Origin of the sequence: Celeribacter marinus (assembly GCF_001308265.1) — a bacterium.
Lineage (GTDB): Bacteria > Pseudomonadota > Alphaproteobacteria > Rhodobacterales > Rhodobacteraceae > Celeribacter > Celeribacter marinus.
On sequence record NZ_CP012023.1, the window covers coordinates 1,930,498 to 1,944,270 of the forward strand.

Genomic DNA, 13,773 nt, shown 5'->3' on the forward strand with positions numbered 1-13,773 from the left:
GTGAGATGAGTTTTGTTTGCCTGTTAAGCTGCACAGGCTACCATTTTGAAAAGCCAGAAGGGTAGAGACATGAAACTCAAGACAGCACTCAAGTATTCCGACGTCACATCTGAGCACACCTATATGAACCGCCGCGCGCTCTTGGCGGGCATGGTGGGCGCAGGTGTGCTTGGTGCTACAGGCGCACGGGCGCAAGATAAGCCGGAGTTCAAAATCAACGGGTTTGATACAACAGAGACGCCAAACACCTTTGAAGAGATCACCACGTACAATAACTTTTACGAGTTCGGAACGGATAAGGGCGATCCGGCCAAGTACGCGAGCGCGTTGACGACAGACCCTTGGTCGGTTGAAATCGATGGCCTAGTGGAGCGTCCAGGGTCGTACGGCCTTGGAGACATCCTATCAAAGATGGATATAGACGAGCGTATCTACCGCTTCCGTTGTGTTGAGGCTTGGTCGATGGTGATCCCGTGGAACGGCTTTGAGCTGCGTCAGCTTTTGCAATTGGCGGGGATTCAATCCAAGGCCAAGTATGTGCGGTTCGAGACCCTCTATCGCCCCGAAGAGATGCGTGGGCAACAACGCCCCCTCTTGGATTGGCCATATGTCGAGGGTCTGCGCCTTGATGAGGCGATGCATCCGCTCACCCTTATGGCAACAGGCCTTTATGGCAAAGAGCTTCCAAATCAGAACGGCGCGCCGCTGCGCCTTGTCGTGCCATGGAAGTACGGGTTCAAGTCGATCAAGTCAGTGGTCAAGATTACGCTGACCGATAAGCAGCCCGTGAACACATGGAAGGCGATCAATCACCGCGAATACGGGTTCTATTCCAACGTGAATCCCGAGGTGAGCCACCCGCGCTGGACCCAGTCCTCCGAGCGGCGCATTGGGGGCGGCGTATTCGCCAAGCGCATCGAGACTGTAAAGTTCAACGGATATGAGGAACAAGTGGCCGACCTATATAAAGGCATGGACCTCACGGTGCAGTACTAATGGCGTTTGTTGATGTTCTGAACAACGCGGTGCGGCGCATTCCCGCGTGGCCTCTTTATATAGTAGCGGTCATTCCGCCGGTCGCGATGTTCTATTGGGCCATCACAGGGCAGCTTGGTGTAGATCCAGTCAAGAACCTTGAGCACGAGATGGGGCAGCTTGGGCTTCAGGTTCTAATATTGACGCTCGCAATTACACCGCTGCGCAAATACGCGGGTGTAAACCTGATTAAGTTTCGGCGCGCTCTGGGCGTGATCGGTTTTGCCTACATCTTTCTCCATCTGTTGGTGTGGCTCGTTCTGGACGTGCAAATCCTGAGCCAGATCATAAAGGACATTCTAAAGCGTCCTTATATAACGATTGGCATGGCAGGGTTTGTCATGATGCTCCCGCTCGCCGTGACATCGAACAACTGGTCGATCCGAAAACTAGGCTCAAAATGGCGCGTGCTTCATAAGCTCTTCTATCCAGCGATCCTGCTTGGTGCCGTTCACTTCGTTATGTTGGTGAAGGGCTGGCAGATAGAGCCTTTGGTCTATTTGGCTATAGTGACGATCTTGTTGGCTCTGCGCGTTAAGTGGTCTGCGCGGCTAAGAATGGCTCGCGTCTAAGGGGCAAATACAGACTGTGACTCGTTTCCGACTCATTTGAATGCGATTCTCACCCCCGATTCACACTGACTCGGGGGTGTTTTTGTCTGTGCTTTCGTATTCTTGCGTATGGAGTTGTTGATAAGCACAAAATGTTGCGTTGTGTGTTCTGGGGTGCGGCGTGTTTGACCTAGGGTCAGGTTGTTCGGGGTGTTTGTTTTGGGGCGGGGATTGGAATAAAGTTTGTTTATTATCAGGTGCTTGGTCGTATTTTTTACAAAAACGTGATTTTCGATGAAAAAGGGGTTGCGGGCTTTGGGTGTTAGCCTTAGAACCCCCCTTACCGGAAGCGAGACACTGCAGACGGGGCGGACAAGACGGGAAGCGGAGACGCGGAACTGAGGGTTCGGAAGAATAAAATTAGAGGTTGATGTTAGGCAGGCGCGCCGAAGAGATTTGGCGCATCGGTCTGGTTTTTGTCTCTTCGCTCTTTGAAATTGATAGATATTTGAAGAGATATGTGGGCGGTTTGGTCTTAACGACAAGAACGTCTGTATATCGCGCTCTTAGGAACTTAGGTTCTGATTATAGAGTGTCAGCTTCACTGTTTGGACGGCTTTTGTTTCTTTGAAACTAAAGCACAACAAACAGTTAACATCAATCTTTCCGGATTGATGTGCATATTGACCTTTTAGGTTGATGTGTGATGTGCAGAGGTTCGACGTCAAGGATAAGCAAGTAATTGCTTTTCAACTTGAGAGTTTGATCCTGGCTCAGAACGAACGCTGGCGGCACGCCTAACACATGCAAGTCGAGCGCTACCTTCGGGTGGAGCGGCGGACGGGTTAGTAACGCGTGGGAACGTACCCAGATCTGCGGAATAGCCTTTGGAAACGAAGAGTAATACCGCATACGCCCTTCGGGGGAAAGATTTATCGGATTTGGATCGGCCCGCGTAAGATTAGATAGTTGGTGGGGTAATGGCCTACCAAGTCTACGATCTTTAGCTGGTTTGAGAGGATGATCAGCAACACTGGGACTGAGACACGGCCCAGACTCCTACGGGAGGCAGCAGTGGGGAATCTTAGACAATGGGCGCAAGCCTGATCTAGCGATGCCGCGTGAGTGATGAAGGCCTTAGGGTCGTAAAGCTCTTTCGCCTGTGATGATAATGACAGTAGCAGGTAAAGAAACCCCGGCTAACTCCGTGCCAGCAGCCGCGGTAATACGGAGGGGGTTAGCGTTGTTCGGAATTACTGGGCGTAAAGCGCACGTAGGCGGATTAATAAGTCAGAGGTGAAATCCCAGGGCTCAACCCTGGAACTGCCTTTGATACTGTTAGTCTTGAGTTCGAGAGAGGTAAGTGGAATTCCGAGTGTAGAGGTGAAATTCGTAGATATTCGGAGGAACACCAGTGGCGAAGGCGACTTACTGGCTCGATACTGACGCTGAGGTGCGAAAGTGTGGGGAGCAAACAGGATTAGATACCCTGGTAGTCCACACCGTAAACGATGAATGCCAGACGTCGGGTAGCATGCTATTCGGTGTCACACCTAACGGATTAAGCATTCCGCCTGGGGAGTACGGTCGCAAGATTAAAACTCAAAGGAATTGACGGGGGCCCGCACAAGCGGTGGAGCATGTGGTTTAATTCGAAGCAACGCGCAGAACCTTACCAACCCTTGACATGGATATCGCGGATCGTAGAGATACTTTCCTTCAGTTCGGCTGGATATCACACAGGTGCTGCATGGCTGTCGTCAGCTCGTGTCGTGAGATGTTCGGTTAAGTCCGGCAACGAGCGCAACCCACATCCTTAGTTACCAGCGGTTCGGCCGGGGACTCTAGGGAAACTGCCCGTGATAAGCGGGAGGAAGGTGTGGATGACGTCAAGTCCTCATGGCCCTTACGGGTTGGGCTACACACGTGCTACAATGGCAGTGACAATGGGTTAATCCCAAAAAGCTGTCTCAGTTCGGATTGGGGTCTGCAACTCGACCCCATGAAGTCGGAATCGCTAGTAATCGCGTAACAGCATGACGCGGTGAATACGTTCCCGGGCCTTGTACACACCGCCCGTCACACCATGGGAGTTGGGTCTACCCGACGGCCGTGCGCTAACTCTTCGGAGAGGCAGCGGACCACGGTAGGCTCAGCGACTGGGGTGAAGTCGTAACAAGGTAGCCGTAGGGGAACCTGCGGCTGGATCACCTCCTTTCTAAGGATGTTTCTAGCAAGAAGAACTTGTTCTTCCTCGTGAAACACTTAGCAGCTACTTAGGTAGCATAAGATCAACGTAATAGTTGATCAAACTCGGGCCAGGCCGTCCTCATATCTCTTCAAACACCAGCACATGCCGCAAGGGATGTGCATCGGGGCCTTAGCTCAGCTGGGAGAGCACCTGCTTTGCAAGCAGGGGGTCATCGGTTCGATCCCGATAGGCTCCACCAGTTACGCAGACCCAACCGGGTCGCTAGGGTCGGTAGCTCAGCTGGTTAGAGCGCACGCCTGATAAGCGTGAGGTCGGAGGTTCAAGTCCTCCTCGACCCACCAAGACCGCGTAGATTGATCATATCAGCAAGCATTCTGTTTGAATGTTTGCTCATCTGATCGTTCAGATGAATTGACATCGTATAGAGAGAATAATGCAACATTGTTGATCACCATAAGTGTTTGGTTGATCTCAGTTGGTCCGCTACGGCGGAGGCATTTATGCAAACCAATCCTCGGTTTGTTAAGTGTATCCCTTCTGAAACATGGCAATGTTGCCCAAGTCAAGTAAACTAACCAAAGGTGATATTCCTCGCATAGGATATCACTGTAAGTTCCTACTCTACCCAGAGTAGGAGCGGGAAAGTATGCTTTTGATTTTAGAAAGTATAAGGTGTAGATCTTACCAGCTTCTACCCTTCGCAAAATGGCAAGATCTTCGGATCTTAGTTTTGCTCTTTCTGGATCAAATCAAGCGCGAGAAGGGCGTTTGGTGAATGCCTTGGCAGTAAGAGGCGATGAAGGACGTGATACTCTGCGATAAGTTGCGGTTAGCCGAGAATAGGCTTTGACCCGCAAATTTCCGAATGGGGCAACCCACCTGACAGTTTGTTATAATTACCCTTGGGTAATTTATAATGAGCTGAAACAGGTACTTTTAACCTGAATACATAGGGTTTTAAGAGCAAACCCGGGGAACTGAAACATCTAAGTACCCGGAGGAAAGGACATCAATAGATACTCCCCTAGTAGCGGCGAGCGAACGGGGACCAGCCGAGCATGAGAAGTGACTAGAACACGTTGGAAAGCGTGGCCATAGCGGGTGACAGCCCCGTATAGGAAGCTTCGATTGACGTATTAAGTAGGGCGGAACACGTGAAATTCTGTCTGAAGATCGGGGGGACCACCCCCGAAGGCTAAGTACTCCTTACTGACCGATAGTGAACCAGTACCGTGAGGGAAAGGTGAAAAGCACCCCGACGAGGGGAGTGAAACAGTTTCTGAAACCGGACGCCTACAAGCAGTCGGAGGGACCTTGAGTCCTGACGGCGTACCTTTTGTATAATGGGTCATCGACTTGGTCTCACAAGCAAGCTTAAGCCGTTAGGTGTAGGCGCAGCGAAAGCGAGTCTTAATAGGGCGAATGAGTTTGTGGGATCAGACCCGAAACCGAGTGATCTAGGCATGATCAGGATGAAGGTAAGGTAACACTTACTGGAGGTCCGAACCCACACCTGTTGAAAAAGGTCGGGATGAATTGTGCCTAGGGGTGAAAGGCCAATCAAACTCGGAGATAGCTGGTTCTCTGCGAAATCTATTTAGGTAGAGCGTCGTCCGAATACCCCGGGGGGTAGAGCACTGGATGGGCAATGGGGGCATACAGCCTTACTGACCCTAACCAAACTCCGAATACCCGGGAGTACTAGACGGCAGACACACTGCGGGTGCTAACGCCCGTAGTGAAGAGGGAAACAACCCTAACCTACAGCTAAGGCCCCCAATTCATGGCTAAGTGGGAAAGCTGGTGGGACGACCAAAACAACCAGGAGGTTGGCTTAGAAGCAGCCATCCTTTAAAGATAGCGTAACAGCTCACTGGTCTAGATAAGTTGTCCTGCGGCGAAGATGTAACGGGGCTCAAGCCATGAGCCGAAGCTTAGGGTAGTACACTTTGTGTACTGCGGTAGCAGAGCGTAGTGTGACATAGTCTCATGTGTCCTTGCCTACTTCGGTAGGATTGGACACAAGAGGCTTTCTGTGAAGCCGGCGCGTGAGCGATCCGGTGGAGAGATCACTAGTGAGAATGATGACATGAGTAGCGACAAAGGGAGTGAGAGACTCCCTCGCCGAAAATCCAAGGGTTCCTGCTTAAAGCTAATCTGAGCAGGGTAAGCCGACCCCTAAGGCGAGGCCGAAAGGCGTAGTCGATGGGAACCAGGTTAATATTCCTGGGCCAGATGGAAGTGACGGATCTCGAGGGTAGTTCATCCTTATTGGATTGAATGGGCTGCTTAGAGGTCCCTGGAAATAGCTCCATCGCTAGATCGTACCCTAAACCGACACAGGTGGATAGGTAGAGAATACCAAGGCGCTTGAGAGAACTATGTTGAAGGAACTCGGCAAAATACCTCCGTAAGTTCGCGAGAAGGAGGCCCAGTTTCTACGCAAGTATTGGCTGGGGGCACAAACCAGGGGGTGGCGACTGTTTACTAAAAACACAGGGCTCTGCGAAGTCGTAAGACGACGTATAGGGTCTGACGCCTGCCCGGTGCCTGAAGGTTAAAAGGAGATGTGAGAGCGTCGAATTGAAGCCCAGGTAAACGGCGGCCGTAACTATAACGGTCCTAAGGTAGCGAAATTCCTTGTCGGGTAAGTTCCGACCTGCACGAATGGCGTAACGACTTCCCCGCTGTCTCCAACATAGACTCAGCGAAATTGAATTGCCTGTCAAGATGCAGGCTTCCCGCGGTTAGACGGAAAGACCCCGTGCACCTTTACTACAGCTTCACACTGGCATTAGGCCGAACATGTGCAGAATAGGTGGTAGTCTTTGAAGCAGGAACGCTAGTTCTTGTGGAGACAAAATATGAGATACCACCCTTGTTCTGCTTGATGTCTAACCGCGGTCCGTTATCCGGATCCGGGACCCTGTGTGGCGGGTAGTTTGACTGGGGCGGTCGCCTCCTAAAGAGTAACGGAGGCGCGCGAAGGTTGGCTCAGAGCGGTCGGAAATCGCTCGTTGAGTGCAATGGCAGAAGCCAGCCTGACTGCAAGACTGACAAGTCGAGCAGAGACGAAAGTCGGCCATAGTGATCCGGTGGTCCCGAGTGGAAGGGCCATCGCTCAACGGATAAAAGGTACGCCGGGGATAACAGGCTGATACTGCCCAAGAGTCCATATCGACGGCAGTGTTTGGCACCTCGATGTCGGCTCATCTCATCCTGGGGCTGGAGCAGGTCCCAAGGGTATGGCTGTTCGCCATTTAAAGAGGTACGTGAGCTGGGTTTAGAACGTCGTGAGACAGTTCGGTCCCTATCTGCCGTGGGTGTAGGATACTTGAGAGGAGTTGCCCCTAGTACGAGAGGACCGGGGTGAACGATCCACTGGTGTACCAGTTGTTCCGCCAGGAGCAGTGCTGGGTAGCTATGATCGGAAAGGATAACCGCTGAAGGCATCTAAGCGGGAAGCCCCCCTCAAAACAAGGTATCCCTGAGGGCCGTGGAAGACCACCACGTCGATAGGCTGGAGATGTAAGTGCAGCAATGCATTCAGTTGACCAGTACTAATTGCCCGATAGGCTTGATTTGATCCAGTAAAAGCAAAACTTACTAGATTAATCAAAAGCATACACACAACACAGTATACTTGACTTGGCTCTTTATTCGGTTTGGTGGTCACAGCGCTAGTGAAACACCCGATCCCATCCCGAACTCGGCCGTTAAGCACGGTTGCGCCGATGGTACTGCGTCTTAAGACGTGGGAGAGTAGGTCACCGCCAAACCTAATAAAGAGCCACATATTCTCTCAACGATGAAAATAACAACCTCCGGTTCAATACCCTGTCGCGGGATGGAGCAGCCCGGTAGCTCGTCAGGCTCATAACCTGAAGGTCGTAGGTTCAAATCCTACTCCCGCAACCAAATCTTACCAATAAATCAATACCTTAGATCCCTAGTAAAACACTGGGGATTTACGTGTGCGCATTTACGTCAACGCCACGTCAACGTTTGGCAAGGCGCAAACCCAGAACAGCCGTATTCGTTCGTAATCACCAACAACCAGACCCGCTCAGCGATGCTCGGTGGTATAGAAACAGTTTGGGCGGGCAGCCCAATTCAATACAGTTGATAGATTTTGACCTGAGCCCCTAAAGTTCCTCCAAATTTGTGTAGAGTCCGCCCAACAAAAGGACGGACAAATGAAGGCACGATTTACGGACGAACAGATCATTGGGATGATCAAGGAACAGGAAGCTGGTGAGAAGACCGCTGATGTATGTCGGCGGCACGGGATCAGCTCAGCGACGTTCTATAAATACAAATCGAAGTATGGTGGCATGGAGCCGTCGGATGCGAAGCGATTGCGTGCGCTTGAAGACGAGAACGGCAAGCTGAAGAAGCTTTTGGCTGAACAGATGCTCGACAACGCGATGTTGCGAGACATCAATTCAAAAAAATGGTGACGCCTGCTGGGAAGCGGCAAGCGGTGGTTCACCTGTGCGAAGCGCACGGTGTGAGCCAGCGGCGGGCGTGTGATGTGCTGCAAATTGATCGGTCAACGGTACGGTATCTGTCGCGTCGTGGCGATGATGCTAAACTGCGGGATGCCATCAAACGAGTTTCGAGGGAGCGGCGTCGGTTTGGTTGCCGCCGTATTCACGTGATGATTGCGCGGGAGGGCTTTGAGGTGAACCACAAGAAAGTGAGGCGCATCTACCGTGAAGAGAAGCTGCAGGTGCGCCGCAGAGGTGGCAGGAAGCGCGCTTTGGGCACAAGGAAGCCGATGGTGCTTCCGGATGGCCCAAACCAACGCTGGAGCTTGGATTTTGTGTCTGACGCCCTGACAGACGGTCGCAGGTTCCGCATTTTGGCAGTCGTTGATGACTTCAGTCGCGAGAACTTGGTTCTGGTGGCCGACACATCACTGTCTGGTCACCGTGTTGCACGTGAACTGGACAAGGTGATCGCTGAACGCGGCATGCCAAAGACGATTGTGTCGGACAACGGAACTGAGTTCACCAGCATGGCGATCCTCAAGTGGGTTCAGGAAACTGGTGTTGATTGGCACTATATCGCGCCCGGAAAACCCCAACAGAACGGCTTTATCGAAAGCTTCAATGGCAAGCTGCGAGATGAATGTTTGAATGAAACGTTATTTGGCACATTGCGCGATGCCCGCAAAACGCTTGAAGAATGGCAGGAGGATTACAACTGGCGCAGACCACATTCAGCATTGGGCAACCTCACCCCGATGGAATTTTTGCAAAGAAAGGCAATGGACAAGATGGCGGCCTAACGCCAAAGATTTAACCCCAAGGACTCCGCACAAAGCTGGAGGAGACTTGGGGCTCAGGTCAATTTGTAGACGCCTTGCTTCGTCGTTTGAGAAACAAGGAGACAGTGATGTCTGGGATTAGATCTAAAGATGACTTCAAGCCTGACGCGCTCGCGCAGGCGGTGGACTGGGGCTGTAATGCCCCGCTTGTGGCCTCCATAGGCGCGTCATCAAAACTGATTTTCTGAAGTGGTGTGGTAAGCTTAGGTCGCGATCTAGGATAGATGATGCGAAGAGCGGGGCTCTTGGCTTTTAATCTGGTCTAACGCAACACACTCGAAACACCGCGCAAGTCAGTGGCGACACCTTCCAGCACAGTGCCAGTACCATCCAAGATTCCACTAGCAGTGCCGCAGCCTGATAAGACAGCGATTGTACTCAAAATTAGAATTAGTTTCATGTGGTGGAGGCCCAATGTACGTTTGTTAATAGATAACGTTTAACTTGCACTTAAATGGTTTGTCAAAGCGCAAAGGGGGGCATCCGAAACTGGGTCACTGCGCGAAAATCGGACAGTTAAGTAAGTTGCGAGTTGTAGCTTGCTAGTCTTCAAACACGAGGGAGATCTCGAATCTCTGTGTATGAGGCTTAGTCCTTGCGGTTTTGACGAGTCATTTATTGCATCGTTCTTGACCTGCTCCCCGAAACTTCCCTCACTTTAATGTAGAGTTTGCTCAACCTTTGTAGGAGCAAACAAATGCGACAGAGTCGTTTTACCGAAGCCCAAATAATCGGGATGATCAAAGAACAAGAAGCTGGAATGCCCACGGCTGAGGTGTGTCGCAGACATGGCCTGAGTCCTGCGTCGTTTTACAAGTTCAAAGCCAAATACGGTGGCATGAACATTTCTGACACCCATCGCCTCAAATCGCTGGAAGACGAGAACGCCAAGTTGAAGCGTCTGCTGGCTGATACGATGCTCGACAATGTTGTTCTGAAAGACTTGCTGGGAAAGAACTGACGACACCGAATGTGCGACGGGCTGCGGCACAAAAGGCAATGCGGGATCATGATATCTCGCAACGCCGGGCGTGCAGGCTTGTTGGTGTCGATCCCAAGACTGTCCGGCGCGATCAACCGCCGGATAATCCTGAAGTTCGCGAAGAGATGACGGCGATTGCCAACAAACGGCGGCGGTTTGGTTATCGCCGGATCGGCGTGCTGTTGGAGCGCAAAGGCATGATTATGAACCACAAGAAGCTGTATCGACTTTATACGGAAGAAAAGCTGGGCGTCAGGCGACGAAGAGGCCGTAAGCGTGCGCGTGGATCACGCACGCCGATGCCTGTGGCGTTGAGACCTGGTGAGCGTTGGTCGCTGGATTTTGTCTCCGACACATTTGGCGCGTCTCGCAAGTTCCGCATGTTGGCTGTGAATGACGATTGCTGCCGTGAGAACCTATGCCTGATGGCGGACACCAGCATATCGGGCGCTCGAGTTGCGCGAGAACTGGATGCGCTTGTGCGCGTCTACGGAAAGCCAGCTTGTATTGTCTCAGACAATGGCACTGAGTTCACCAGTCGGGCGATCCTTAAATGGGCTGGCGATAACGACGTGGATTGGCATTACATTGATCCAGGCAAGCCCCAGCAGAATGGTTTTATCGAAAGCTTCAACGGCAGCCTACGTGACGAACTGCTAAATGAGGAGATCTTCGACACGCTGGATGATGCCCGCCGCAAACTGGCACTCTGGCGCTACGACTACAACAACGTAAGACCGCACTCATCGCTGGAGAATCAAACACCCGCTGAAGCGCGTCGTGCGCTTGAGCAATTTGAGGGCTCCGCGTCCGACGCGCTTGCCCAAACCGACGACGAAGAATATGAAATCCAAACCCGCAAACTCTCGTTATGAATGAGGGAGCCTCGGGGGGCAGGTCACACGGTAGATGAGGTTTGTCTGTTGGGAAGCTGCCGCGCGTTTTGGTGGTTTTTCAAATGACGCGTTTCAATCTCCTCCGTAGTATTCGACAGTGCCTTGGGGGCTATCTGCTAGAACGCAGTCAAGCTCTGTGGCCAAAGAGCCACCTCATGCCCCGTACGGGACAGATTGCGAGCCTTATGTTCGCCCATCTGGCCCAGTCCAGCAAACCCGACCCAAATCACGCCACCTTTTCAGTTTCCAAGCCCGAAATAGCGGCAATCAGGTTTTCCTCGGTCACCTCTTCAGAGGTGAATGTCCGCATGATCCGGCCCGAATACATCGCTATGATGCGGTCGGCCACATGCAGCACCTCTGGCATTTCCGAGCTGATAACGATCACCGCATAGCCTTGCGCGGCCAGATCCCGAAGCAGGTTATGGATTTCGGCCTTCGACCCTACGTCGATGCCGCGTGTAGGTTCGTCCACTATCAACACATTGGGGCGCATAGACAGCCATTTTCCGATGACGATCTTTTGCTGGTTGCCACCCGAGAGGTTGCCAACGAGCTGTTTCCAGCCTGGAGTTCTGATATCGAGTTTGTCGCGGTATTGATCGAAAATCGCGATCTCCGCACTGTCGTCAACGAAGGGGCCAGACGTCAGATCATCGACCTGCGGCAGGGTGATGTTATCGCGACAGCTCATGCCCAGGACCAGCCCTTGACCCTTACGGTCTTCTGGCACCAAAGAGATGCCCCGCTCGATCGCCTCATGAGGCGAATGAATCCGTACCTCTTCACCCTCCAACAGGATCGTGCCGGATGACGGGTTTCGAAGGCCAAACAATGTTTCGGCAATTTCTGTCCGGCCGGCACCGACTAGGCCATAAAACCCGAGAACCTCACCACGCCGCACTTCAAAGTTGACATCCTGGTAACGGTTGCCGCAGCTTAGCCCGTGCACTTCGAGCGCGACACTACCCAGTTCATGGTTGCTTTCGTTGCGGCTGAGGTCGAGCTTGCGCCCGATCATCATCTGAGTCACTCCCTCTTCGTTGGTGTCCGCCGTGTTGACCGTGCCTTGATATTGGCCGTCGCGCAGAACGCTGATCCGGTCAGTGATCTTGAAGATCTCTTCCATCCGGTGCGAGATATAGGCAATGCCAACACCCTGTTCTTGTAGGTCAGAGATGACTTCGAACAAAACAACCTTTTCCGCGTCGGTAAGCGATGCGGTTGGTTCATCAAAGATCACGGCCTTTGCGTCCACCGTCAGTGCGCGGGCAATTTCTACCATCTGTTGGTTGGCAATCGAAAGGTCACCCACACGCGTCGCGGCGCTGAAACTGACATTTAGCTTCTCGAGAATGGTGTTGGTCTTGGCCTCCAGTTCTGCCCAATCCACCAACCCGAACCGCTTGCGTGGCAATTCTCCAAGATAGATATTCTCGGCCACACTCAGCTCATCTGCAAGGCTGAGTTCTTGGTGGATGAAGACGATTCCTTTCGCTTTCGCGTCCAACGGGCCTGACATGATCACTGGCTGTTCATTTACAATGATCAGGCCTTCGTCAGGCTGGTGAATTCCGCCAAGCACCTTCATTAGAGTTGACTTTCCAGCACCATTTTCACCCATCAGGGCATGCACTTCGCCCGGCAGGATCGAAAGAGAGACACCATCAAGTGCACGTACGCCGGGAAACGTCTTTACGATCCCTTCCAGCCGCAGGACAGGGGCGGGGGTCGTCGGTTCAATAGCCTCGATCATACCTTCAACTCCTCTTGGCCTTTTACGTTTAACTGCCGATCAAGGAACAGCACAGCGATCAAAATGAGACCGATCACAAGGTTAACGGTCGATGTATCAGCACCGATATGGCTCAGCCCCTTGCGCAACAACTGGATCGCCACCACTCCGCCGAAGGTCGAAATGATTGAGCCCGCCCCACCGGTCAGTTTGGTACCGCCCAGCACGACGGCGGTAATCACCCACAACTCATAAAGTTGGCCATCATTGGGGTTCACCGAACCGGATTCCGAATAGAAAACTACTGCGGACAGTGCCGCCAAGAAACCGATGATCATAAAGTTGATCATCATGTGTGGGCCGACACGGATGCCGGCATTGACGGCTGCTTCGCGGTTGTTACCAATGGCATAGGCATTGCGACCGTGGACTGTGCGGGTCATCAGAAACCAGATCACTACAGTTACAGCCAGCAAGAACCACGTCGCCGTATGAAACCCAAGAAACTGCGCCTCGGCGAAATCGACCAGCGTCCAGTTAAGGTGGCTTGTCGGCTGTTCGCCGTTGTACATAAAGACCAACCCGCGATAACCAAGCATGGAACCCAGCGTCACGATAAATGCATCCACTCCGGTCTTCCACACGATTAACCCATTGATACCCCCAAGGATAACGCCGGTTAGAAGCGCCAAACACCAAGCCACGGGAATGACCCAATTTCCGAGACCTGCGAACATGGTCCATGTCATCGAATCCAGCAGCACAATAGCGCAGATTGCGTAGATTGCCCCTACCGACAGGTCAATATTGCCGTTGACCATGACGATGGTCATACCCATTGCGATGATGCCAATAGGAGTTGACTGCTTAAGCAGCAGCAGCATGTTATCTGTGTTCATGAAGGCCTTCTCGCTCACAGAGAAGAACTCTCCCGCGACCGAAAAGAAGATCAGCTCAAGGACGATAAAGCCCCAGATAGCGCCACCCGCGAGGTATTTTGAAAGTGTTCCAGCTTGCATTTTCTTTCCTT

Annotated in this window: 7 protein-coding genes, 3 tRNA genes and 3 rRNA genes; 10 read left to right on the forward strand and 3 right to left on the reverse strand. The window is 52.3% G+C overall.

Features of this window, described 5'->3' with window-relative positions:
* The first annotated feature begins 69 nt into the window (after nt 1-69).
* From msrP to IMCC12053_RS09670, 10 genes are all read left to right on the forward strand, one after another.
* Complete coding sequence (msrP, locus tag IMCC12053_RS09615; RefSeq protein ID WP_062218524.1) at nt 70-996, forward strand: protein-methionine-sulfoxide reductase catalytic subunit MsrP; 927 nt, start codon at nt 70-72, stop codon at nt 994-996.
* Complete coding sequence (gene msrQ, locus IMCC12053_RS09620; RefSeq protein ID WP_062218526.1) at nt 996-1,607, forward strand: protein-methionine-sulfoxide reductase heme-binding subunit MsrQ; 612 nt, start codon at nt 996-998, stop codon at nt 1,605-1,607. The genes msrP and msrQ overlap by 1 nt, the downstream gene beginning before the upstream one ends.
* Before the next feature lie 729 nt (nt 1,608-2,336).
* A 16S ribosomal RNA gene (locus IMCC12053_RS09625) occupies nt 2,337-3,804 on the forward strand.
* A gap of 156 nt (nt 3,805-3,960) precedes the next feature.
* Nucleotides 3,961-4,036: transfer RNA gene (locus IMCC12053_RS09630), tRNA-Ala, on the forward strand.
* A gap of 26 nt (nt 4,037-4,062) precedes the next feature.
* Nucleotides 4,063-4,139 (forward strand) — tRNA-Ile (locus IMCC12053_RS09635).
* A 406-nt stretch (nt 4,140-4,545) separates the two neighbouring features.
* Nucleotides 4,546-7,383: ribosomal RNA gene (locus IMCC12053_RS09640) — 23S ribosomal RNA — on the forward strand.
* Between the two features lie 79 nt (nt 7,384-7,462).
* Nucleotides 7,463-7,577: ribosomal RNA gene (gene rrf / locus IMCC12053_RS09645) — 5S ribosomal RNA — on the forward strand.
* The 16S, 23S and 5S rRNA genes sit together here with 3 tRNA genes alongside, the layout of an rRNA operon.
* Nucleotides 7,578-7,639: 62 nt before the next feature.
* Nucleotides 7,640-7,716 (forward strand) — tRNA-Met (locus IMCC12053_RS09650).
* Between the two features lie 278 nt (nt 7,717-7,994).
* Nucleotides 7,995-9,091, forward strand: a protein-coding gene (locus IMCC12053_RS09660) for an IS3 family transposase (RefSeq protein ID WP_156320740.1) whose coding sequence is annotated in 2 segments (ribosomal slippage) — nt 7,995-8,241 and nt 8,241-9,091 — 1,098 coding nt in all. Because the reading frame shifts where the segments join, the coding sequence is not laid out codon by codon here.
* Nucleotides 9,092-9,827: 736 nt separating this feature from the next.
* Nucleotides 9,828-10,987, forward strand: a protein-coding gene (locus IMCC12053_RS09670) for an IS3 family transposase (RefSeq protein ID WP_156320744.1) whose coding sequence is annotated in 2 segments (ribosomal slippage) — nt 9,828-10,077 and nt 10,077-10,987 — 1,161 coding nt in all. Because the reading frame shifts where the segments join, the coding sequence is not laid out codon by codon here.
* Nucleotides 10,988-11,124: 137 nt separating this feature from the next.
* Here IMCC12053_RS09670 and IMCC12053_RS16225 read toward each other — a convergent pair.
* Genes IMCC12053_RS16225 through IMCC12053_RS09680 form a run of 3 tightly spaced genes read right to left on the reverse strand, consistent with a single transcriptional unit; the run spans nt 11,125 to nt 13,762 of the window.
* Nucleotides 11,125-11,238: an NAD(P)-binding domain-containing protein gene (locus IMCC12053_RS16225; protein ID WP_143090058.1), complete on the reverse strand. Its 114-nt coding sequence runs from the start codon at nt 11,236-11,238 to the stop codon at nt 11,125-11,127.
* Nucleotides 11,235-12,764, reverse strand: coding sequence for a sugar ABC transporter ATP-binding protein (locus tag IMCC12053_RS09675; protein ID WP_062218532.1), 1,530 nt, complete (start codon nt 12,762-12,764; stop codon nt 11,235-11,237). The genes IMCC12053_RS16225 and IMCC12053_RS09675 overlap by 4 nt, the downstream gene beginning before the upstream one ends.
* Nucleotides 12,761-13,762 carry an ABC transporter permease gene (locus IMCC12053_RS09680; RefSeq protein WP_062218534.1) on the reverse strand — a complete coding sequence of 334 codons (1,002 nt, stop codon included), beginning with the start codon at nt 13,760-13,762 and terminating at the stop codon, nt 12,761-12,763. The genes IMCC12053_RS09675 and IMCC12053_RS09680 overlap by 4 nt, the downstream gene beginning before the upstream one ends.
* Nucleotides 13,763-13,773: the final 11 nt, after the last annotated feature.